This is a genomic window from Pantoea sp. RSPAM1, from assembly GCF_038816185.1.
Classification (GTDB): domain Bacteria; phylum Pseudomonadota; class Gammaproteobacteria; order Enterobacterales; family Enterobacteriaceae; genus Pantoea; species Pantoea ananatis.
Genome location: NZ_CP046137.1, coordinates 232,522 through 251,977, shown reverse-complemented (window position 1 = coordinate 251,977; position 19,456 = coordinate 232,522). Strand labels below are relative to the sequence as shown.

Below are 19,456 nucleotides of genomic sequence, written 5' to 3'. Positions count from 1 at the left end.
GAGTCACAATGCGCGTTGCGTTTAAACAAGTCGATGTTTTTACTTCAGCCGCGTTTAACGGCAATCCCCTGGCCGTCATCATGGATGCACAAGGTCTGGACGACAGCCAGATGGCGGCCATCGCACGCTGGACTCACTTATCTGAAACGACCTTTGTCCTGCCGCCGCAGGATAATCAGGCCGACTACCGCGTGCGTATCTTCACCGTAGAGGGCGAACTGCCCTTTGCCGGCCATCCGACGCTCGGTACCGCTCATGCTTTACTGGAAGCGGGCTTCCAGACGAAAACGCCGGGCGTAATGATCCAGGAATGCGGCGTAGGCAACGTAATGATAAAGATTGCCGACGACAAGACGCTGGCCTTTGCCGCGCCAAACGCCACCTTAACACCGTTTCATGATGCGCTTATCAGCGCGGCGCTCAACAGCCATGCGCTTGATACCGCGCAGGATGCCGTGGTGGTCGATATGGGCATCCGCTGGCTGCTGATCCCAATGATCAGTGCCGATGCGGTCCTGGCGATTAAGCCCGATATTGCGGATTTACAGCGGCTTGTTCATCACGCCAACGTCACTGGCATTATGCCATTCGGCCCGCTGCCCGCAGGGGAAGCGGAACAGTACGAGGTTCGCGGCCTGATAATTGAGCATGGAAGCCTGACCGAAGATCCGATTACCGGCAGCGCCAATGCCTGCCTGGCACGTTACTTCGCTGCTCAGGGCAAAACGCAAGATTACCGCGTCCGTCAGGGCACCCGGGTAAACCGAGAGGGACGCGTAACGGTGGAATATCAGGGCGATACGATCTGGATCGGGGGGAAAACCGTGACGGTGATAGAGGGTACCATCAGGCGCTAACCCAGACGTTGGCACAAGGGCGGCAAAGCCGCTCTGAAATTACAGCGCCTGACCGCCCGATGCTTCGATACGCTGCGCAGTGATCCAGCTGGTTTCCTCACTGAGGATGGCACAAACGGCATCACCGATATCGTCTGGCAGGCCCACCCGGCCCAGGGCGGTTAATGCGGCGATAGTGTCATTGACCGTTTTATCATCGCGCACGCGCCCGCCGCCAAAGTCGGTCTCAATGGCACCCGGCGCCAGGATGTTAACGCGAATGCGCCGCTCGCCCAGCTCTTTAGCCTGATAGCGCGTCAGCACTTCCATTGCGCCCTTCATTGAGGCATAGGTTCCGGAACCGGGATACGTCAGGCGGGTTAACCCGCTGGAGATATTCAGAATGCGCCCGCCGTCTGCTATCGCAGGCAATAGCGTCTGAGTCAGGAAGTAAGGCCCCTTGAAATGCACATTCATCAGCGCATCAAATTCAGCCTCGGTAGTCTCAATAAACGGTTTATAGTGCCCATGGCCGGCATTGTTCACTAAATAATCAAACGTCTCACGCTGCCAGTGCTGTTGCAGTGCATTTTTCACTTCAGACATGAAACGATCAAACTGGCGCAGATCGCCGACATCCAGCTGGAGCGCCACTGCGCGGCCGCCTGCGCTTTCAATTTCCCTTACCACGTCCTGCGCTTCATGTTGATGACTGCGGTAGGTCAGAATGATATCCCGGCCCTTAGCCGCCAGTTTTAGCGCTGCATTCCGGCCTAAACCGCGATTAGCGCCCGTGATCAAGACGATTTTACGATTCATGTTGATTTCCTGTTGCAAAATTGAACACAGGTTGAGGATATTCTCTAATAATTGTTCTATAAACGCTTAAGAACGAGCAGCACTGTTCCACTTACAACAACAATCGGCAGGCCATATGGATAAAATTCATGCAATGCAGGTTTTCGTCAGAGTGGCAGAGATGGGCAGTTTTACGGCAGCAGCAGAAAGTCTTGGGCTGCCAAAAGGAAGCGTCTCGCGACAAATTCAGGCGCTGGAAAATCAGATGGGGACGCGTCTTTTGCACCGCACCACTCGCCGGGTGCAACTTACCCAGGATGGCTTAGTTTATTACGACCGCTGTCTGGATTTGCTGTCGATGATTAGTGATATGGATAGCCTGTTCCAGCACGATCCCGCCACCTTAAGCGGTAAGCTACGGGTGGATATGTCCGCCGCGATGGCGACCGATCTGATCCTGCCCCGCCTGCCAGAATTTCTGCAGCATTATCCCGGCGTTGAAATCGAGCTCAGCAGCAACGATCGCCAGGTTGACGTTATCCGCGAAGGGTTCGACTGCGTGATCCGCGTTGGCGAGCTGAAGGATTCGGGCCTCATCGCCCGCCGTATCGGCACCCACACCTTAATTAACTGCGCCAGCCCTGGCTATCTTTCCCGTTTTGGCCGGCCGGTTAGGCTTGAAGAGCTGTCGCAGCATGCCATGGTGCATTACAGTCAGCAGCTCGGCCAGCCTGCCCAGGGCTTTGAGTTTTTCGATGGCAAGCAGTGTCACTATGTGCACACCGGCGGCGTTGTCACCGTCAACAGCACCGAAACCTATCGCGCGGCCTGCCTCGCGGGGCTGGGCATTATCCAGGTGCCGACCGTGGGGATTCACAAATATCTGGAAAGCGGTGAGTTGGTGGAGGTGCTGCATGCCTTCCCGGCAAAACCGATGCCGATTCATTTACTTTATCCCCATCGCCGTAACGTTGCCCGTCGCGTGCGGGTATTTATGGAGTGGTTGAGTCAGGTGCTTCAGGAGTATGTCACCTGAGAGGCTATAATGTGTTTTTACGTTTAACAGGAAGTGAATGTCTATGACAGACGAACAGGACAACGCAAAAGACGCACAGTCACCCAAGCCACTGATTGATATCAAAACAGGTAACAAGACTGTCGATCGTTCGATCGTGCGGGTTTCACGCTTTGCCACCTGGTTTCAGGCCATACCCGCCGTTGCCCATTTTATTCGTGCGCTTGACCGGTTTAACGATCGTCTCGGTAGCCAGTTTGGCGCAGCCATTACCTATTTTTCATTTTTATCATTAATCCCGATTTTAATGGTGTCCTTTGCCGCCGTGGGTTTTGTGCTGGCATCGAATCAGGATCTGCTGACCGATATCATCAACAAAATCGTCAGCAGCATCAGCGATCCCTCGCTGGCAACGACCCTGAAAAATACCGTAAATACGGCCATTCAACAGCGCGCGACCGTGGGGATTACGGGTCTGCTGTTGGCGCTATACTCGGGCCTTAACTGGATGGGCAACCTGCGTGAAGCGATTCGCGCACAGTCGCGTGATGTCTGGGAACGCCAGCCCGACGATAAAGAGAAGATCTGGAAACGCTACATTCGCGACTTCTTATCGCTGACAGGACTGATGCTGGCTCTGGTCATTACCCTGTCGTTAACCTCAGTCGCAGGCTCTGCCCAGGCGATGATCGTGAGCGCGTTAGGTCTGGATGGCATCGAATGGTTACGTCCTGCGCTGACAATTATCGCGACCTCGATTTCCGTAATGGCAAACTATTTGTTGTTCCTGTGGATTTTCTGGATTTTGCCTCGCCATAAGCCCCGTAAGAAGGCGCTGCTACGCGGTACGCTGCTGGCGGCAGTGGGTTTCGAAATCATTAAATTTGTCATGACGCTGACCTTGCCAAAACTGGCCACCTCCCCGTCAGGCGCCGCATTTGGGTCGGTATTGGGATTGATGGCCTTCTTTTATTTCTTTGCGCGTCTGACGCTGTTTTGCGCCGCATGGATTGCCACCGCGAAATACAAAGACGATCCGCGCATGCCGGAAAAAGGCGCGCTGACCACGCACAAATGACAATACTGCGTTAAACCAGCGTAAAATATCCCCCTCCGGTTATTTATTCACCAAATTACAGGATGAATAACTGAGGGGTCACTTTTCTTCAGCGCTTTCTTAGAGTATCTCGCCATATTTGCGTCACTTAACGCTGACATTCTCCGGCATTTAACACATCACAAAAATTTTCCACTTTTGCTGGCGCAACGTCGCTAACCACGCGGCTTTCCGCCATTGAATGCCGTTATACAGGTGCGTAAGATTCCCTATCTGTCATTAAAAATAAGAAACATTTATGCAAGCCTCCATATCAGAACCGCTCGATCAGCAAAACGATCCCACGCCAGTAAACTCACGAAGTAAAGTGGTTATCGCCTCGCTGGTTGGCACCGCTATCGAATTCTTCGATTTTTATATTTATGCCACCGCAGCCGTCATCGTTTTCCCTCACATCTTCTTTCCTCAGGGTGATGCCACCGTCGCGACGTTGCAGTCGCTGGCCACCTTTGCGATTGCGTTCATCGCCCGTCCCATCGGCTCTGCCCTGTTTGGTCACTTTGGCGATCGCGTAGGCCGTAAAGCCACCCTGGTTGCCTCACTGCTGACGATGGGGATCTCGACCGTGGTTATCGGTTTATTACCCAGCTACCAGAGCATTGGCGTGCTGGCTCCGCTGCTGTTGGCGCTGGCACGTTTTGGTCAGGGGTTGGGCCTGGGCGGTGAGTGGGGCGGCGCAGCCCTGCTGGCGACGGAAAATGCACCTGCCAAAAAGCGGGCGCTGTACGGCTCCTTCCCGCAGCTGGGCGCACCTATTGGCTTTTTCTTCGCCAATGGCACCTTTTTACTGCTCTCCTGGCTGCTGACCGATGAGCAATTTATGCAATGGGGCTGGCGCGTGCCTTTTGTGCTGTCTGCCGTGCTGGTGCTGATTGGACTGTACGTGCGCGTGTCGCTGCATGAAAGTCCGGTTTTTGCCAAAGTGCAGAAAGAGAAGAAACAGGTGCGCGTGCCGATTGCCTCACTCCTGAGCAAACATCTGACGGCAACGATACTTGGCACCTTTATCATGCTTGCCACTTATACGCTGTTTTACATCATGACCGTTTACTCAATGAGTTACGGCACCGCCGCCGCGCCAGCCGGACTGGGGATTTCTCGTAACAGTATGCTGTGGATGCTGATGATGGCGGTGATTGGATTTGGCGTGATGGTGCCGATTGCGGGCCTGCTTGCTGACCGCTTTGGTCGCCGTAAAACCATGATCGTCATTACGCTGATGATTATTGGCTTTTCATTCCTGTTTCCGGCCATGCTGGGCTCCGGTTCTCAGGCGCTGGTGATGGCTTTCCTGCTGCTGGGCTTGAGCATTATGGGGCTGACGTTTGGCCCAATGGGTGCGCTGCTGCCTGAGCTGTTCCCGACGGAAGTGCGTTATACCGGCGCATCCTTCTCCTATAATCTGTCGTCGATTTTAGGTGCGTCGGTTGCACCCTATATTGCGACCTGGCTGAACGCGCACTATGGCTTGTATGCTGTCGGATTGTACCTGGCTTCCATGGCTTTTCTGACGCTGATTGCCTTGATTGCCTGCAAAGAAACCCGGCATCAAACGCTGTATGAAGTGTGATACCCGATAACGCTAAAGACACTCAACCCGGCTCAGGCCGGGTTTTTTATCGTTTCCAGTCACGCTATTTCGCTCTAAGCCAGGCCATAAAATCGTCAATAAAGACACGGGTTTTTAGTGGTAACAGACGGTTGGGTAAGGTAATGGCGTAAGTGGTCATTGAGAGCGTATTTTCAATTCGCCAGTCTGGTAACACGCGGCGTAACTGCCCGTTGAGCAAATAACCATTTGCAATAAAGGTGGGGATCAACGCAATACCTACACCCTGCAATATCGCATCAATCATGGCATCACTGTTATTTATCATCAGCCGGGGCGTGAGTGTAACGCTCTCCATCGTGTCGTTTAGCCAAAAACGCCATTCTCCGCGAAACTGAGCATCGTCCGGAAAGAAAATATTGTGCTGTTTGAGATCGCCCGGCATATCAGGCAGCCTTTGATCGTAGTGCTCTGCACAGACTAAAACATAGTCAACAGGCATTAATGCTCGCGCGACCATATTGATAGGTGGCGTATCCGTGACGCGCAATGCCAGGTCGTACGACTCATGCGTGAGGTTTATCAGATGGTCAGTGAGATTGAGCTCAATATTGATTTCAGCATAGCGTCGCAGAAAACCAGGCAGGAACGGCGTCAGTAAAATCTTCCCAAGCGTTGTCGGCGCAGTAATACGCAGTAACCCCTTAGGGACATCGCTGTAACTGTCTGCCTGAGAAAACAGGGATTTAGTTGCGGCGATAACTGATAAAGCCTAGTGATATATTTCCTGTCCGGCCTCGGTCACAGCGAGCGCGCGCGTCGAGCGGGTAAAGAGTAAAACATTTAGCCTTTTTTCCAACCTGTCTATCATACGACTCACTGAAGACGGCGTCATGGATAGCGCTCTGGCAGCTGAGGAAAAGCTACCACTTTCAACCACCTGAACAAACAAAACCAATCCAGGCAAGACTTCCGTTAATTCATTTATGTTCTTCACGCACAGCTCTTTTGCATCTCAACTATCTAGCCAAGCTAGCACTGAACAGTATGATGTTCAACAGAGGTTTACATCCTTGAAACCTTATTATTCTTAATACTTTAATGACAGGCTAGCTATGTTTGAACATGCAGTAATTAAACGCATTGAACAACATGACGTATTAAATGTTGGTGTGAGTTTAGGCTTTAAAGGCCTTTCGCAGCGCGATCCCCTCAACAACAGCTGGAATGGATTTGATATTGATTTGGCACGCGCTGTGGCTATCAGCGTGCTGGGAGACGGCGGCAAAATCCATTTTATCCCTTTGCAATCGGCTGATCGCTTCCAGGCTCTACGTGATGGCGTCATCGATCTTGGCACCTTTAACGCTAGCGTGACCTTTCAGCGCGAAGCGGAGTACGGCATTAATTTCCTACATCCGATGTTGTTTGATGGGGAAGTGCTGATGACTCCGCGCAGTAACCTCACTGAAGAAAGCCCACAAGCCAGGTTCACTCGTCAGCGTCGTATTGCTGCGATGCGTGGCTCAACAACGGAAGAGAACCTCACTCGCTATTTTGATGAACTTAACCTTCCCTGTGAGATTCTGCTATTTGACTCTCCGCAGCAAGCGAGGCAAGCCTACGAATCAGGAGAATGTGATATCTACTGTCTGGATGGTTATCTGCTAGCGGGTGAACATCACCAGTTAACAGACAGCAGCCAACATCTTATCCTGGACGATCGCATTTCACTTGAGGCAATGGCACCCGCCGTTAGCGCCAGTGACTCACAATGGTATATTGCGACAAAATGGGTTATGCGCGCACTGATTGAAGCTGAGAATCTGGGTATTACCCAAAAAAACATTTTAGAAAAAAGTGATAATCCTGAGGGTTATTTAAAAACGTTTCTCTATCCCGATGTGAATTTGTGTTCGCAACTCGGTCTACAACCTGACTTTATTAGAGAGATAATACGTAAAATTGGCAATTATGGTGAGATTTTTGAGCGTAACCTGGGTAAACACTCAGAATTAAAACAACAGCGCCGCGACAATAAACCTTGGGAGGAAGGCGGAATGCTCTGGTCACCTCTTTTTATTTGACTTCTTAAATTCAAATGGCATGGAAACATTATGACTGATTTACTGACCTTAGAACCTACGCAAACAATATTAACGGGTTCAAAAAAAACAAACTTTGGCTATCTGGAATCAACAGATGGCGTTATTAACTTCTCCATTGTTAAAAACATTATTCTTAACGGCCATCATCATGGCAATGTTTTATATGTTATTCGTAATTACGCATCAAAATCCGTGTGCGAAAAACTTGCAAAAAACTTTGATTACAGGGTTACCCAAAGTGGAGGGAATCGCGCTGACGATGGCTTTGTTTTAACCAATCAGATCGGTGCAACGCAGTTTTCGCGTAATGGTGAACAATATATTCATGAAGTCAATCGTGTGAATCAAAGTGTCGCCGACCTGATGAAAGCAACCAGCGCAGAAGATAGTGAATCACTTTTCCTCAACCTGACGCTGGAAAAAGAATTTTTAGAACGAGGTATTCATTTTGGTCCGGCACGATTCAAAAACGGCTATGCCTGTTTTGCAACCTTTCGTCGCTGGCTTGATAACGGTGTGATGTCACTTATGCCACATGAAGATATGGCACAGGTTGACTTTGCAAAAGAAGACGGCTTTGAGATTGCGAATACTCAAACTGTAACAGCCTATAATGTTTGTCTGGAAGCTGCGCAGGGTGGTGGCCAACTTAAAATCTGGAATCTCATTCCCGACCAGGTGTGCCGTGAAACACTTGGCGTAACACGAACAGGTTATCCTTATCCACCCCATCTGTTAAATGAAATAGAATCCCTTTCTGTTCAGCTCAATGCTGGCGATCTTTACTTTATGAATGCTTGTCACTTACACGGCGTAAGCAGTGTAAGTGAAGGAAGCCGACTCACTGCTGGACGATTTATTGGAAAACTGAATGACCGTAAGGTGGTTTACTGGACATAGCTTATGGAATGTATTTAAAACTATCCTTTTAATGCAGAGATAAATAAATGATGGAATATGCAACGCATCTCTCCAGGCAAGGCTATGCCTTTATTCCCGGTGATTATTATCGTTCAATTGAAGCCATGCAGTTTTCGAATAAAGAAGATTTCTTAGATGAGCTGGAAAAATTAAAAAAAGGCTATGAGAATTTACTTCTTGATCCTTATTCGCCAGGAAACCGCTGGCGCGGTTATGCTCAATGCAAAAAAATGAAAAGGGCGAATTAACCTTTGGAAAATTTAACCCTTATAAACAAACAAAAGCCTTTAATCCTGATACTGGTGATATTATTCGCGATTATCCGCTATTGCCTGAAGCGATCACCCGTAATCGTCTGTTTCAAACGCTGTTGCACGATGACTTATCGTTAGTCGACGCTTATGAAAGCATTGGCCCTGTCGACAGCCTGACCATTGGCATTCATTTTTTTCGTTATCAGGCCACGGAAAATGAGCCTGCTTATAGCTCGCCCGTCTGGCTGCATAAAGACGATGAAGACGTGGTGTTTGTGCATATGATTAATGCCTCACCGAATATGCTGGGCGGAGACAGTCTGATTGCCAGCCATCCTCGCAGCATTGATCGCGTGCTGCGTCTGGAACAGCTTTTTGACACCTTAGTGGTTAATCACGACAAACTTCATGCCGTCACTCCCGTTGGCGCACGTGAAAACAGTGGCCCTGCTCAACGCGACATCATTCTGATCACGTTTCAGAAAAACGAGGAGAAGACAGCATGTCCGGTCTGAAGCTTAAAGCCGTTATCACGGGGGCATCCAGCGGAATTGGCCGCGCGCTGGTCAAGGCCTTCCTCGACAAAGGTTATCAGGTTGAGGGTATCGATCGTTCATCATCGGAATTTAACGATACGTCAGCCTATCGCCATCATCAGCTGGACGTGACTGACTCCGTCAGCCTGGCTGCACTTTTCGAAACTCTGGAGTACGGCGAGGCTAATAACGTTCTGATTAACTGTGCCGGTACGCGTGAAATTTGCAGTATCGCGGATTTAACGCTGGCGCAATGGGAATCCGTTTTTGCCCTTAACGTGACAGCCAGTTTTATAGCAGGTCGTGCTTTTTGCCAACAGTTGGTAAACCAGAACCGCCCTGGAAATATGGTTAATTTGGCCTCCGTTTCAGGATTAATGGGCGAGCCTGATCGAACGGCTTATGTCTCATCAAAACACGCCGTCATTGGACTGACGAAACAACTGGCACTCGAATACGGCAAACACGGTATTCGTGTCAATGCAATTGCGCCCGGCGTTATTCGTACGCCACTGACGGAGTCTTATTACCACGATGACTCGCAGCTTGAAAAAATTAAGCGTGGCCAGTTTTTACCGGTACTGGGTGAGACAGGTGACGTTGCCGAAGCGGCACTTTATCTGACCGCCCCGGAGAATCGTTTTGTCACAGGTTCAACACTGGTCATCGATGGTGGCTGGACGCTGGGAAAAGATCTTTAACTTTCTTGGGTCAGATAAACGGCCCAACCTCTTTGCAGGAGAAGCAACATGGATAAGCGTTATATATTAATTTTAGGCGGCGAGTTTTCCCTTCGTGAACGTGTATTAGCCGGTGCACTGCGCGCAGCAGGCGGAATGCAGGTGCTCACCATGGCAAAAAATCGTACCAATGCCGCAATCAAATTTTTTGACGGCTATTTGTCAGGTGATGTCGCCGATGAAAACGCCGTATTAAATGCGGTAAAAGCCCATGAAGCCTCAACAGGGTGCAAACCCGCCGCCGCCATTCCTATGAATGATTTCACTGTCCGCGCCGCCAGTCTGGTGGCTGAACATTATCAGCTTCAGGGTAATAGTCGTCAGACTATTCATAATTGCCGTGACAAGTTTGTCATGAAACAACTGCTGGAGAAGGCCGGATTACCGGTGCCACGTTTTGCCGCATTCAGTACGCTGGAAGAACTCAGACACCATATTCGTGATATTGGGCTGCCTGTCGTTATTAAGCCCCGTGAAATGGCAGGTAGTCTTGGTGTTCTGAAGATTACCCGTGAAGAGGAGATTGAACCGAGCTTTGCCAGAAGTGTGGCTGACGTCATCTCACTTAACGGTGAATCCTATGCTCCCGAAGATCTGTTCCAGGTGGAAGAGTACATTCCCTCTCTTCAGGAAGTTAGCGTTGAGGTAATAAATCAAGGTGACTACCACAAAGCTATTGCGGTAACGGATAAATATCTGGGCGAGGAACCTCATTTTGTTGAAGTGGGACACAGTGTCCCTTCCGTTCATGCCAGTAACGCACAGTTGCGGGATATCGCGGAGCGCGCCTGTCATGCCTTGGGCATTCATTATGGCGTGGCGCATTTTGAAGCGCGAATTACCCCCGCCGGAGAGATCAAAATCATTGAAGTGGGTGCCCGCACCGGCGGCGACACCATTATGGATCTGGTTGAACGGAGCTATGGCATTAATCCTTATGAGTTGCATGTAGCAAGCCATTTAAACGCGCTTAAACCCCTTGCAGAACCTTTAGTGCCGAAAGGCCTGAGTGCAGTGGCCTTTATAAAAGCGCCTGTCGGCACAATTGAGAAAGTGACGCTTCCTGCCAGCCTTCCTGATCACATTGTGAATATGCAGATCACCGCAAAACCGCTGGATACATCGAAGAAGCTCGAGTCCTGGAAAACACGTGAGGGATCGGTAGAGTTTTTTTGGCCCAGCCGGAAGCCGGAAACCGGTTTTAATGAGCATCTACGCACTGCGGATGACCTGGCGACTACGCTCTTTACCTTACGCCAGGCGTAATTATTTTTGAGCCGCTGCAAAGCGGCTTTCAAGCAGGAGTCCCCTTATGTCTGCTGAAAACTTCGGTTTAAAGCGCTTCGTTTTTTCCCGTTTTGTCGGCGCGTTGTGCGATCAGTTCTTACTGTTTGCTGTTCCTCTGGCTATTCTCAAGGCGACAGGGTCGCTTACGCTTTCATCCCTGGCCTTTGTCATTGAATGGCTGCCACGCATTATTTTCTTCCCGTTATCGGGATTTATGGCTGACCGCATCAAGCCCCGTTTCATCTTTTTCAATGTCGATGCTCTTCGTGCCTTACTGATGGGGGCCGTCTTCGCCCTTCTTTACTGGTATCCGGGGTCAACTTTTCCGGCCCTGGCCGCGATGATGGCTTTGTTGTCTGTAGCCTATGTTCTCAACTTTGTGGCCACGGATGCCCTCTTGCCTCGTCATTTGTCCAGTGAAGCCTTGCCGAAAGCCCACTCCATGCTTCAGGGCGTCGATCAAATCACTATGGTATTGGGGCCTGCTATCGCGGTTGCGATTTCTTCGTGGGGCGGCATCGACAGCATTTTGATCGTCGCAGCTGGTCTGTTTGCCATTTCGGCTATTAATTATCTTTTTTTGGAAACACACGATCTAGAGGTGACGGAAAAGCTAGGGTTTCATACCTTACTGGCATCTAACCGAACGGCATTGCACGTGCTCAAGAAAAACAAAATACTGCTGCATCTTTGCGCACTGACCTGGGTCGTGAATCTGGTTTACGGCGCGGCGCTGGTCGTGAGCGCAGCGGTCATTTTAAAAGAGTTCAACCTGTCCGATCGCTACTTTGGCGCCTTGCAGACAACAGCCGCTCTCGTCAGTATCGTGGCATTCTTCTTTGTTCCCAGGTTTGCCAGCCGCTTTGGTTTGTCCACGTTGGGAACATTTTCGTTTTGCGCCATGATTCTTGCGGGTGCCGTAATGTCGCTGTCCGTTGATTACGCAATGTATCTGGCAGGCTATGCTGTGCTGATGGCTTTTGACGGTGCATTCAGTGTTTATTTGCGCACGTTGAGAAGCCAGGTCATTCCTAAAGAACATTTAGGGAAAACCATGGGAATTATTGGCTTGATGAACATGTGTTCAGTACCGGCGAGTGGGGCTGTGGTATCGCTGCTGTCCGGGCATTTTATGCCGCTGCAAATCATTAGCATTATTCTGGTTGCCGCATTAGTGTTTGGCTTGCTTTTGATTTTCTTCGGGCGCCGTGTCTTTGGCTATAAAAGTTTATTACCCCCAGTGATCGTGTCAGAGCCATCCTGTTAACTTTTTATACCTGAATTGCCATAACAAGCCGCAGGCTTAATACATAAAAAGGGCACAGCCAGATGGCTGCGCCCTTTTTGCCTGTGCTGTTTTGCTGAAAACAGTGACGGTGCGGCTTAGCCTGCAACCGCGATGCGTTTCATATCGGTCATGTAGCCACGCAGTTTGCGGCCAACCTGCTCGATAGGATGCTGACGAACAGCTTCGTTAACGTCGCGCAGTTGGGCATTATCCACCTGTGTGCCCTCTATCGCTTTACCCAGATCGCCCGGCTGCAGCGTGGTCATGAACTCTTTCAGCAGTGGAACGGCCGCGAAGGAGAACAGGTAGTTACCGTACTCAGCGGTATCAGAAATCACCACGTTCATTTCGTACAGACGCTTACGGGCAATGGTGTTGGCAATCAGCGGCAGCTCATGCAGCGATTCGTAGTAAGCCGACTCTTCGATGATGCCAGCATCAACCATGGTTTCAAATGCCAGCTCAACGCCCGCTTTGACCATGGCAACCATGACAACGCCTTTGTCGTAGTATTCCTGCTCTTCGATTTTGCCATCGAACTGAGGTGCGGTTTCGAACGCGGTTTTACCGGTCTCTTCGCGCCAGGTCAGCAGCTTCTTATCGTCATTCGCCCAGTCCGCCATCATGCCCGCAGAGAAATCACCGGAAATGATGTCATCCATGTGCTTCTGGAACAGCGGTGCCATGATGGTTTTCAGCTGCTCAGACAGCGCGTAAGCACGCAGTTTGGCCGGATTCGACAGGCGATCCATCATCAGCGTAATGCCACCAAACTTCAGGGATTCGGTGATGGTTTCCCAGCCAAACTGAATCAGTTTTTCGGTGTAAGCCGCATCGTGACCTTCCGCCACCAGCTTATCGAAGCACAGCAGAGAACCGGCCTGCAGCATGCCGCAAAGAATAGTCTGCTCACCCATCAGGTCAGATTTCACTTCGGCAACGAAAGAAGATTCCAGCACGCCCGCGCGGTCGCCACCGGTGGCAGAAGCCCAGGCTTTGGCGATCGCCATACCTTCACCTTTCGGATCGTTTTCCGGGTGAACCGCGATCAGCGTCGGTACGCCGAAGCCACGCTTGTATTCTTCACGCACTTCGGTACCCGGGCACTTCGGCGCAACCATAACAACGGTGATGTCTTTACGGATGGTTTCGCCTACTTCAACAATGTTGAAACCGTGTGAATAGCCCAGCGCGGCACCGTCTTTCATCAGTGGCTGTACAGCCTGAACAACGGCGGAGTGCTGTTTGTCTGGCGTCAGGTTAACCACCAGGTCTGCCTGAGGAATCAGTTCTTCGTAAGTGCCCACGTTGAAACCGTTGTCGGTGGCTTTACGGTAAGAAGCACGTTTTTCAGCGATGGCTTCTGCACGCAGGGCATAAGACACATCCAGACCTGAATCACGCATGTTCAGACCCTGGTTCAGACCCTGAGCACCACAGCCCACAATCACAATCTTTTTGCCTTTCAGGAAGCTGGCGCCATCCGCGAACTCGTCACGCCCCATAAAACGACATTTGCCCAGTTGCGCTAACTGGTTGCGCAGATTCAGTGTATTGAAGTAATTAGCCATGGGTACTCCGGTTAAATGTTGTGTTTGCTTTTGTCTGTTGACGGCGTAAGGTTCAGCGCCGCGAATGACCCCATCATATGACAGGACTTCTGTTGCTTAAATTGATATATTAACAACATTACATTGCAACAATTGCAATGCCATCCTGAGGTAGATTCCCTATGGATTTACGCGATCTCAAATTGTTTTTACATCTGGCAGAAAGCTGCCATTTTGGCCGCACCGCACGGGCCATGCACGTCAGCCCGTCCACGCTGTCGCGCCAGATTCAGCGGCTGGAAGAGGATGTCGGCCACGCGTTGTTTCTGCGTGATAACCGCACCGTGGCGCTCACCGAAGCGGGCGAAAGACTGAAGTTATTTGCACAACAAACCTTACTGCAGTATCAGCAATTGCGCCATGCCATGGATCTCAACGGCCCTTCACTCAGTGGCGAACTGCGGCTGTTTTGCTCGGTGACGGCGGCCTATAGCCATCTGCCGCCTATTCTGGATCGCTTCCGCGCCGAGCATCCTCAGGTCGAAATCAAACTGACTACTGGCGATGCGGCGGATGCGATTGAAACGGTGCAGTCGGGCAATGCAGACCTGGCTATCGCGGGCCGGCCTGAGTCGCTACCGGCCAGCATTGATTTCACCACGCTGGGGCTGCTGCCGCTGGGGCTGATTGCGCCTGCGCTGCCCTGCCCGGTACGCAGTCAGGCAACGGAAGAGGTACCTGACTGGACACAGATTCCGTTTATTTTGCCCGAACAGGGGCCGGTTCGTCGGGCCATTGAACTTTGGTTTCGTCGTCACCGCATTGTTAACCCGTTGATTTACGCCACGGTTGCGGGTCATGAAGCGATTGTTTCCATGGTGGCGCTTGGCTGTGGCGTTGCCCTGTTGCCGGATGTGGTGCTGGAGAACAGCCCTGAGCCGGTACGAAACCGGGTGTTACCGCTGGAAAGCGTGGCATCCGTCGCGCCGCTGGAGCTGGGGGTTTGCGTACAAAAAAAGCGGCTCGGGGAGCCGCTTATCAGTGCATTCTGGCACCAGCTATAGTTACTGGCCTGCCAGGAAAAAGCGGAATGCCGGATTATGCGTTTCGTCGTGGAAATCGTAGCCCAGATCGGCAAGGTGCTCTTCAAAACGCGGTTCGTCGTTGCCAAGCTCGAAGGCCGTGAGGACCCGGCCGTAATCCGTGCCGTGGCTACGGTAATGGAACAGCGAGATATTCCAGTGCGTGCCCAGCGTTTGCAGAAACTTAAGCAATGCGCCGGGCGCTTCCGGAAACTCAAAGCTGAACAGGCGCTCACGCAGCGGCTTGGAAGGCCGGCCGCCCACCATGTACCGCACGTGCAGCTTTGCCATCTCATCGTCAGACAGATCCACCACCTGATAGCCGTTTTCCGTTAACTGACTGATGATCTCTGCGCGCTCCTCCATCCCCCGCGTCAGGCGCACTCCCACAAAGATGCAGGCTTTGTCGGTGTCGGCATAGCGATAGTTGAATTCGGTAATCGAGCGACCACCCAGCGTCTGGCAGAACTTGAGGAAGCTACCCTGCTGTTCCGGTATAGTGACGGCCAGAAGCGCTTCACGTTGTTCACCCAGCTCGCAGCGTTCAGAAACGTAGCGCAAGCCATGGAAGTTAACGTTAGCACCCGACAACACGTGCGCCAGGCGCTCGCCTTTGATGTCATGTTGCTGAACATATTTCTTCATGCCTGCCAGCGCCAGCGCCCCTGAAGGCTCCGCCACGGCGCGCACATCTTCGAACAGATCTTTCATGGCCGCGCAGATAGCATCGCTGTCCACGGTGACGATATCGTCGAGAAATTCCTGACACAGGCGGAAGGTTTCACTACCGATGCGTTTCACCGCCACACCTTCGGCAAATAAGCCCACGCGCGGTAAATCTACCGGCTCACCGGCATCCAGCGCTGCCTTCAGGCAGGCTGAATCCTCTGACTCTACGGCAATCACTTTGATTTGCGGCATCAGCTGTTTGATCAGGACGGCCACACCGGCCGCCAGACCACCGCCACCCACCGGGACAAAAACCCGATCAAGATGCGCATCCTGCTGCAGCAGTTCCATCGCCAGCGTACCCTGTCCGGCAATAACTGCCGGATGGTCAAACGGCGGGACAAAGGTGTAACCCTGCTGCGTCGCTAACTCGATAGCTTTAGCTTTTGCCTCGTCAAAGTTGGCACCAAACAGGAAGGCTTCTCCGCCAAATGCACGCACGGCATCCACCTTAATGTCGGCAGTGGCAAGCGGCATCACGATCAGCGACTTGATGCCCAGCTTCGTGGCGGATAAAGCAACGCCCTGAGCATGGTTGCCCGCAGACGCGGTGACGACGCCGCGTGCTTTCTGCTCTTCGTTAAGTCCGGCAATCATCGCGTAGGCGCCGCGCACTTTAAAGCTGTGCACCGGCTGGCGATCTTCTCGCTTGACCAGAATGGTATTGCCCAGACGCGCAGAGATTTTTTCCATCTTCTGCAGCGGGGTAACCTGTGCCACTTCGTATACCGGTGAACGCAATACAGCGCGCAAATACTCGGCGCCGCAGGGCGCCTCGGGTAGCGGTTGAGCCTCAGCCATTCTAGCCTCCCAGCTTACTCTTATCGCGCACGGCACCTTTGTCGGCACTGGTGGCAAGCGATGCATAGGCGCGTAGGGCAAACGACACCTCGCGCTGACGGTTCATCGGCGTGTAAGCGGCATCGCCACGTGCTTCCTGCTCTTCACGGCGCGCGTGCAGTTCATTATCCGGCACGGCCAGCTTGATGCCGCGGTTCGGAATATCAATTTCAATGGTATCGCCATCTTTAACCAGCGCGATGGTGCCGCCATTGGCTGCCTCGGGTGAGGCATGACCAATTGACAGGCCAGAGGTACCGCCAGAGAAGCGACCGTCGGTGATCAGGGCACAGCTCTTACCCAGCCCCATCGATTTCAGGTAGGTGGTGGGATACAGCATTTCCTGCATGCCCGGTCCACCTTTTGGCCCTTCGTAGCGAATCACAACCACGTCACCTGCCACCACTTTGCCACCGAGGATAGCTTCTACTGCGTCATCCTGGCTTTCATAGACTTTGGCCGGGCCGCTGAAGGTCAGAATCTCTTTATCGACGCCCGCGGTTTTTACGATACAGCCATCTTCAGCAATGTTGCCGTAGAGTACGGCCAGACCGCCATCCTGAGAATAGGCGTGTTCGCGCGTGCGGATGCAGCCTTCAGTACGGTCATCATCCAGCGTGTCCCAACGGCAGCTTTGCGAAAACGCCTGAGTCGTTCGAATACCGGCTGGACCCGCACGGAACATGTCCTTCACCGCCTGATCCTGAGTCAGCATGATGTCGTACTGATCGATCGTTTCACGCATGCTTTGCTGCAGAATGTTGCGTGCGCTGGTGTCGATGAGTCCGGCACGATCCAACTCGCCGAGAATACCGATCACGCCACCGGCGCGGTGCACGTCTTCCATGTGATATTTCGGCGTGCTTGGCGCCACTTTGCACAGCTGAGGCACTTTGCGTGACAGGCGATCGATATCAGAGATGTTGAAGTCGATCTCGCCTTCCTGCGCGGCAGCCAGCAGGTGCAGAACGGTATTTGTAGAGCCGCCCATCGCGATATCCAGCGTCATGGCATTTTCAAACGCTGCCTTAGTGGCGATGTTGCGCGGCAGCATATTGGCATCGTCCTGCTCGTAATAGCGTTTGGTCAGGCTGACGATGCGCTTACCGGCGTTGATAAACAGTTCTTTACGGTCGGCGTGAGTGGCCAGCAGGGAACCGTTACCCGGTTGCGACAGGCCCAGCGCTTCGGTCAGACAGTTCATGGAGTTTGCGGTGAACATGCCTGAACAGGAGCCACAGGTCGGACAGGCGGAGCGTTCAATCTGCTCGCTGTCGGCATCGCTGACGTTCGGGTTAGCCCCCTGGATCATGGCATCCACCAGATCCAGCTTGATGATCTGATCGGACAGTTTGGTTTTACCGGCTTCCATTGGGCCGCCGGAAACAAAGATCACCGGAATATTCAGGCGCAGCGCGGCCATCAACATGCCTGGGGTGATTTTGTCGCAGTTTGAAATGCAGACCATGGCATCGGCACAGTGCGCATTCACCATATACTCGACGGAGTCAGCAATCAGTTCCCGGGAAGGCAGAGAATACAGCATGCCGCCATGGCCCATGGCAATACCGTCATCCACCGCTATCGTGTTGAACTCTTTGGCCACGCCACCAGCCGCTTCGATTTGCTCGGCAACCAGCTTACCCAGATCACGCAGGTGAACGTGGCCCGGCACAAACTGGGTGAAGGAGTTCACGACGGCAATAATCGGTTTGCCGAAATCATCGTCGGTCATTCCTGTTGCGCGCCAGAGGGCACGGGCACCGGCCATGTTGCGGCCGTGGGTGGTGGTAGCGGAACGGTACTTAGGCATGCTCTTTACTCCAGTGAAAATAAGTTCGCGGACATCCAGCGACATCCGCGCAGGTCTGGTTATGCGTTAACCGGGTCCAGCCAGCCCCATTTGTCTTCAGTCTCGCCGGTGAACAGGCCAAAGAAGGCCTGCTGAACGCGTTTGGTGACGGGACCGCATTTGCCTGCGCCAACCTGAATGCGGTCAACGCTACGCACTGGAGTAATTTCAGCTGCGGTGCCAGACATAAAGACTTCATCAGCCAGATAGAGCGACTCACGGGACAGCGTCTGTTCACGTACTTCGATGCCCATATCACGCGCCAGCGTAATAATGGCATCGCGGGTGATGCCCGGCAGTGCAGATGAGGTAAACGGCGGGGTAAACAGCACACCGTCTTTCACTTCAAACAGGTTTTCGCCTGCACCTTCTGAGATCAGGCCATTGGTGTCCAGTGCAATGCCTTCCTGATAACCATGGCGGCGCGCTTCGCTGCCCACTAACAATGAGGAAAGGTAGTTGCCGCCTGCTTTTGCCGCGGTTGGCAATGTGTTTGGCGCAACGCGGTTCCATGAAGACACCATTGCATCAATACCGTTTTCCAGCGCTTCAGCACCCAGATAAGCGCCCCACGGAAAGGCTGCAATGATCACGTCGGTCGTAAAGCCATCCGGCGGGTTCACGCCCAGTCCCACATCACCGACGAAAGCCAGCGGGCGGATATAGGCGCTTTTCAGGTTGTTGACGCGAATGACTTCACGGCAGGCTTCCATCAGTTCATCAACGCTGTGTTTGATTGGGAAACGGTAGATTTTGGCCGAATCGTGGAGGCGCTGCATGTGCTCACGGTGACGGAATACAACCGGCCCTTTATGGGAGTCATAGCAGCGAACGCCTTCAAATACGGATGTGCCGTAGTGCAAAGCATGAGACATCACGCTGACTTTTGCCTCTTCCCACTTAACCATTTCGCCGTTGAACCAAATAAAGTCTGCTTTTTTGGTACTCATTATT

At 52.2% G+C, this 19,456-nt stretch carries 19 protein-coding genes; 12 read left to right on the top strand and 7 right to left on the bottom strand.

What is annotated here, in order from left to right:
- Window positions 1–8: 8 nt before the first annotated feature.
- Entirely contained in the window at window positions 9–857 is an 849-nt protein-coding gene (locus GKC68_RS01690; RefSeq protein ID WP_342656530.1) for a PhzF family phenazine biosynthesis protein, read from the top strand.
- A gap of 39 nt (window positions 858–896) precedes the next feature.
- Here the strand turns inward: GKC68_RS01690 and GKC68_RS01685 are convergent, their stop codons facing one another.
- Window positions 897–1,655, bottom strand: a complete 759-nt coding sequence (locus GKC68_RS01685) for an SDR family oxidoreductase (RefSeq protein WP_064365795.1) — start codon at window positions 1,653–1,655, stop codon at window positions 897–899.
- Window positions 1,656–1,770: 115 nt separating this feature from the next.
- Here GKC68_RS01685 and GKC68_RS01680 point away from each other — a divergent pair, with 115 nt between their 5' ends.
- The 3 genes from GKC68_RS01680 (at window position 1,771) to GKC68_RS01670 (ending at window position 5,336) form a co-directional block, all read left to right on the top strand.
- Entirely contained in the window at window positions 1,771–2,670 is a 900-nt protein-coding gene (locus GKC68_RS01680) for a LysR family transcriptional regulator (protein ID WP_028724510.1), read from the top strand.
- A gap of 43 nt (window positions 2,671–2,713) precedes the next feature.
- Window positions 2,714–3,727, top strand: coding sequence for an inner membrane protein YhjD (gene yhjD, locus GKC68_RS01675; protein WP_064365848.1), 1,014 nt, complete (start codon window positions 2,714–2,716; stop codon window positions 3,725–3,727).
- Between the two features lie 277 nt (window positions 3,728–4,004).
- Window positions 4,005–5,336 (top strand): MFS transporter, encoded by a 1,332-nt coding sequence (locus tag GKC68_RS01670; RefSeq protein WP_013027652.1) that lies wholly within the window; start codon window positions 4,005–4,007, stop codon window positions 5,334–5,336.
- Window positions 5,337–5,400: 64 nt separating this feature from the next.
- Here GKC68_RS01670 and GKC68_RS01665 read toward each other — a convergent pair whose 3' ends face one another.
- Both GKC68_RS01665 and GKC68_RS01660 read right to left on the bottom strand, forming a co-directional pair.
- A complete protein-coding gene (locus tag GKC68_RS01665) occupies window positions 5,401–5,973 on the bottom strand; it encodes a substrate binding domain-containing protein (protein WP_342656868.1) in 573 nt (190 codons plus the stop codon).
- 114 nt (window positions 5,974–6,087) lie between these two features.
- Entirely contained in the window at window positions 6,088–6,255 is a 168-nt protein-coding gene (locus GKC68_RS01660; RefSeq protein WP_342656867.1) for a LysR family transcriptional regulator, read from the bottom strand.
- Window positions 6,256–6,430: 175 nt separating this feature from the next.
- Here GKC68_RS01660 and GKC68_RS01655 point away from each other — a divergent pair, with 175 nt between their 5' ends.
- Genes GKC68_RS01655 through GKC68_RS01625 form a run of 7 tightly spaced genes read left to right on the top strand, consistent with a single transcriptional unit; the run spans window position 6,431 to window position 12,428 of the window.
- Window positions 6,431–7,402, top strand: a complete 972-nt coding sequence (locus tag GKC68_RS01655; RefSeq protein WP_342656529.1) for an amino acid ABC transporter substrate-binding protein — start codon at window positions 6,431–6,433, stop codon at window positions 7,400–7,402.
- Window positions 7,403–7,432: 30 nt separating this feature from the next.
- Window positions 7,433–8,323, top strand: a complete 891-nt coding sequence (hilA, locus tag GKC68_RS01650; RefSeq protein ID WP_342656528.1) for an L-isoleucine 3(1)-dioxygenase — start codon at window positions 7,433–7,435, stop codon at window positions 8,321–8,323.
- 47 nt (window positions 8,324–8,370) lie between these two features.
- Window positions 8,371–8,592 carry a hypothetical protein gene (locus GKC68_RS01645; protein ID WP_342656527.1) on the top strand — a complete coding sequence of 74 codons (222 nt, stop codon included), beginning with the start codon at window positions 8,371–8,373 and terminating at the stop codon, window positions 8,590–8,592.
- Window positions 8,565–9,113 (top strand): 2OG-Fe dioxygenase family protein, encoded by a 549-nt coding sequence (locus tag GKC68_RS01640; protein WP_342656526.1) that lies wholly within the window; start codon window positions 8,565–8,567, stop codon window positions 9,111–9,113. The genes GKC68_RS01645 and GKC68_RS01640 overlap by 28 nt, the downstream gene beginning before the upstream one ends.
- Window positions 9,101–9,835, top strand: a complete 735-nt coding sequence (locus GKC68_RS01635) for an SDR family oxidoreductase (RefSeq protein WP_047714143.1) — start codon at window positions 9,101–9,103, stop codon at window positions 9,833–9,835. The genes GKC68_RS01640 and GKC68_RS01635 overlap by 13 nt, the downstream gene beginning before the upstream one ends.
- A 48-nt stretch (window positions 9,836–9,883) precedes the next feature.
- A complete protein-coding gene (locus GKC68_RS01630; RefSeq protein WP_064365792.1) occupies window positions 9,884–11,140 on the top strand; it encodes an ATP-grasp domain-containing protein in 1,257 nt (418 codons plus the stop codon).
- A 46-nt stretch (window positions 11,141–11,186) separates the two neighbouring features.
- Window positions 11,187–12,428, top strand: coding sequence for an MFS transporter (locus tag GKC68_RS01625; RefSeq protein ID WP_047714145.1), 1,242 nt, complete (start codon window positions 11,187–11,189; stop codon window positions 12,426–12,428).
- Between the two features lie 116 nt (window positions 12,429–12,544).
- Here GKC68_RS01625 and ilvC read toward each other — a convergent pair whose 3' ends face one another.
- Complete coding sequence (gene ilvC / locus GKC68_RS01620; protein ID WP_028724518.1) at window positions 12,545–14,020, bottom strand: ketol-acid reductoisomerase; 1,476 nt, start codon at window positions 14,018–14,020, stop codon at window positions 12,545–12,547.
- Window positions 14,021–14,181: 161 nt separating this feature from the next.
- On the opposite strand from ilvC, the gene ilvY reads away from it, so the two are divergent.
- Complete coding sequence (ilvY, locus tag GKC68_RS01615) at window positions 14,182–15,063, top strand: HTH-type transcriptional activator IlvY (RefSeq protein ID WP_047714146.1); 882 nt, start codon at window positions 14,182–14,184, stop codon at window positions 15,061–15,063.
- On the opposite strand, the gene ilvA is transcribed toward ilvY, so the two are convergent.
- From ilvA to GKC68_RS01600, 3 genes are read right to left on the bottom strand one after another with little or no spacing between them, the layout of a single operon-like run.
- Window positions 15,064–16,611, bottom strand: coding sequence for a threonine ammonia-lyase, biosynthetic (gene ilvA, locus GKC68_RS01610; protein WP_047714147.1), 1,548 nt, complete (start codon window positions 16,609–16,611; stop codon window positions 15,064–15,066).
- 1 nt (window position 16,612) lies between these two features.
- Complete coding sequence (gene ilvD / locus GKC68_RS01605) at window positions 16,613–18,463, bottom strand: dihydroxy-acid dehydratase (protein WP_047714148.1); 1,851 nt, start codon at window positions 18,461–18,463, stop codon at window positions 16,613–16,615.
- Window positions 18,464–18,522: 59 nt separating this feature from the next.
- Window positions 18,523–19,452, bottom strand: a complete 930-nt coding sequence (locus tag GKC68_RS01600; protein WP_014604777.1) for a branched-chain amino acid transaminase — start codon at window positions 19,450–19,452, stop codon at window positions 18,523–18,525.
- Between the last annotated feature and the right edge of the window lie 4 nt (window positions 19,453–19,456).

Excerpts from the sequence above, each read along its gene's own strand:
- GKC68_RS01600 (WP_014604777.1), bottom strand. The coding sequence starts at position 19,452 with ATGAGTACCAAAAAAGCAGACTTTATTTGGTTCAACGGCGAAATGGTT.
- GKC68_RS01655 (WP_342656529.1), top strand. The coding sequence starts at position 6,431 with ATGTTTGAACATGCAGTAATTAAACGCATTGAACAACATGACGTATTA.
- yhjD (WP_064365848.1), top strand. The coding sequence starts at position 2,714 with ATGACAGACGAACAGGACAACGCAAAAGACGCACAGTCACCCAAGCCA.
- ilvA (WP_047714147.1), bottom strand. The coding sequence starts at position 16,611 with ATGGCTGAGGCTCAACCGCTACCCGAGGCGCCCTGCGGCGCCGAGTAT.
- ilvD (WP_047714148.1), bottom strand. The coding sequence starts at position 18,463 with ATGCCTAAGTACCGTTCCGCTACCACCACCCACGGCCGCAACATGGCC.
- ilvY (WP_047714146.1), top strand. The coding sequence starts at position 14,182 with ATGGATTTACGCGATCTCAAATTGTTTTTACATCTGGCAGAAAGCTGC.
- ilvC (WP_028724518.1), bottom strand. The coding sequence starts at position 14,020 with ATGGCTAATTACTTCAATACACTGAATCTGCGCAACCAGTTAGCGCAA.
- GKC68_RS01680 (WP_028724510.1), top strand. The coding sequence starts at position 1,771 with ATGGATAAAATTCATGCAATGCAGGTTTTCGTCAGAGTGGCAGAGATG.
- GKC68_RS01690 (WP_342656530.1), top strand. The coding sequence starts at position 9 with ATGCGCGTTGCGTTTAAACAAGTCGATGTTTTTACTTCAGCCGCGTTT.
- GKC68_RS01630 (WP_064365792.1), top strand. The coding sequence starts at position 9,884 with ATGGATAAGCGTTATATATTAATTTTAGGCGGCGAGTTTTCCCTTCGT.
- GKC68_RS01670 (WP_013027652.1), top strand. The coding sequence starts at position 4,005 with ATGCAAGCCTCCATATCAGAACCGCTCGATCAGCAAAACGATCCCACG.
- GKC68_RS01625 (WP_047714145.1), top strand. The coding sequence starts at position 11,187 with ATGTCTGCTGAAAACTTCGGTTTAAAGCGCTTCGTTTTTTCCCGTTTT.
- GKC68_RS01645 (WP_342656527.1), top strand. The coding sequence starts at position 8,371 with ATGATGGAATATGCAACGCATCTCTCCAGGCAAGGCTATGCCTTTATT.
- hilA (WP_342656528.1), top strand. The coding sequence starts at position 7,433 with ATGACTGATTTACTGACCTTAGAACCTACGCAAACAATATTAACGGGT.
- GKC68_RS01635 (WP_047714143.1), top strand. The coding sequence starts at position 9,101 with ATGTCCGGTCTGAAGCTTAAAGCCGTTATCACGGGGGCATCCAGCGGA.
- GKC68_RS01640 (WP_342656526.1), top strand. The coding sequence starts at position 8,565 with ATGCAAAAAAATGAAAAGGGCGAATTAACCTTTGGAAAATTTAACCCT.
- GKC68_RS01685 (WP_064365795.1), bottom strand. The coding sequence starts at position 1,655 with ATGAATCGTAAAATCGTCTTGATCACGGGCGCTAATCGCGGTTTAGGC.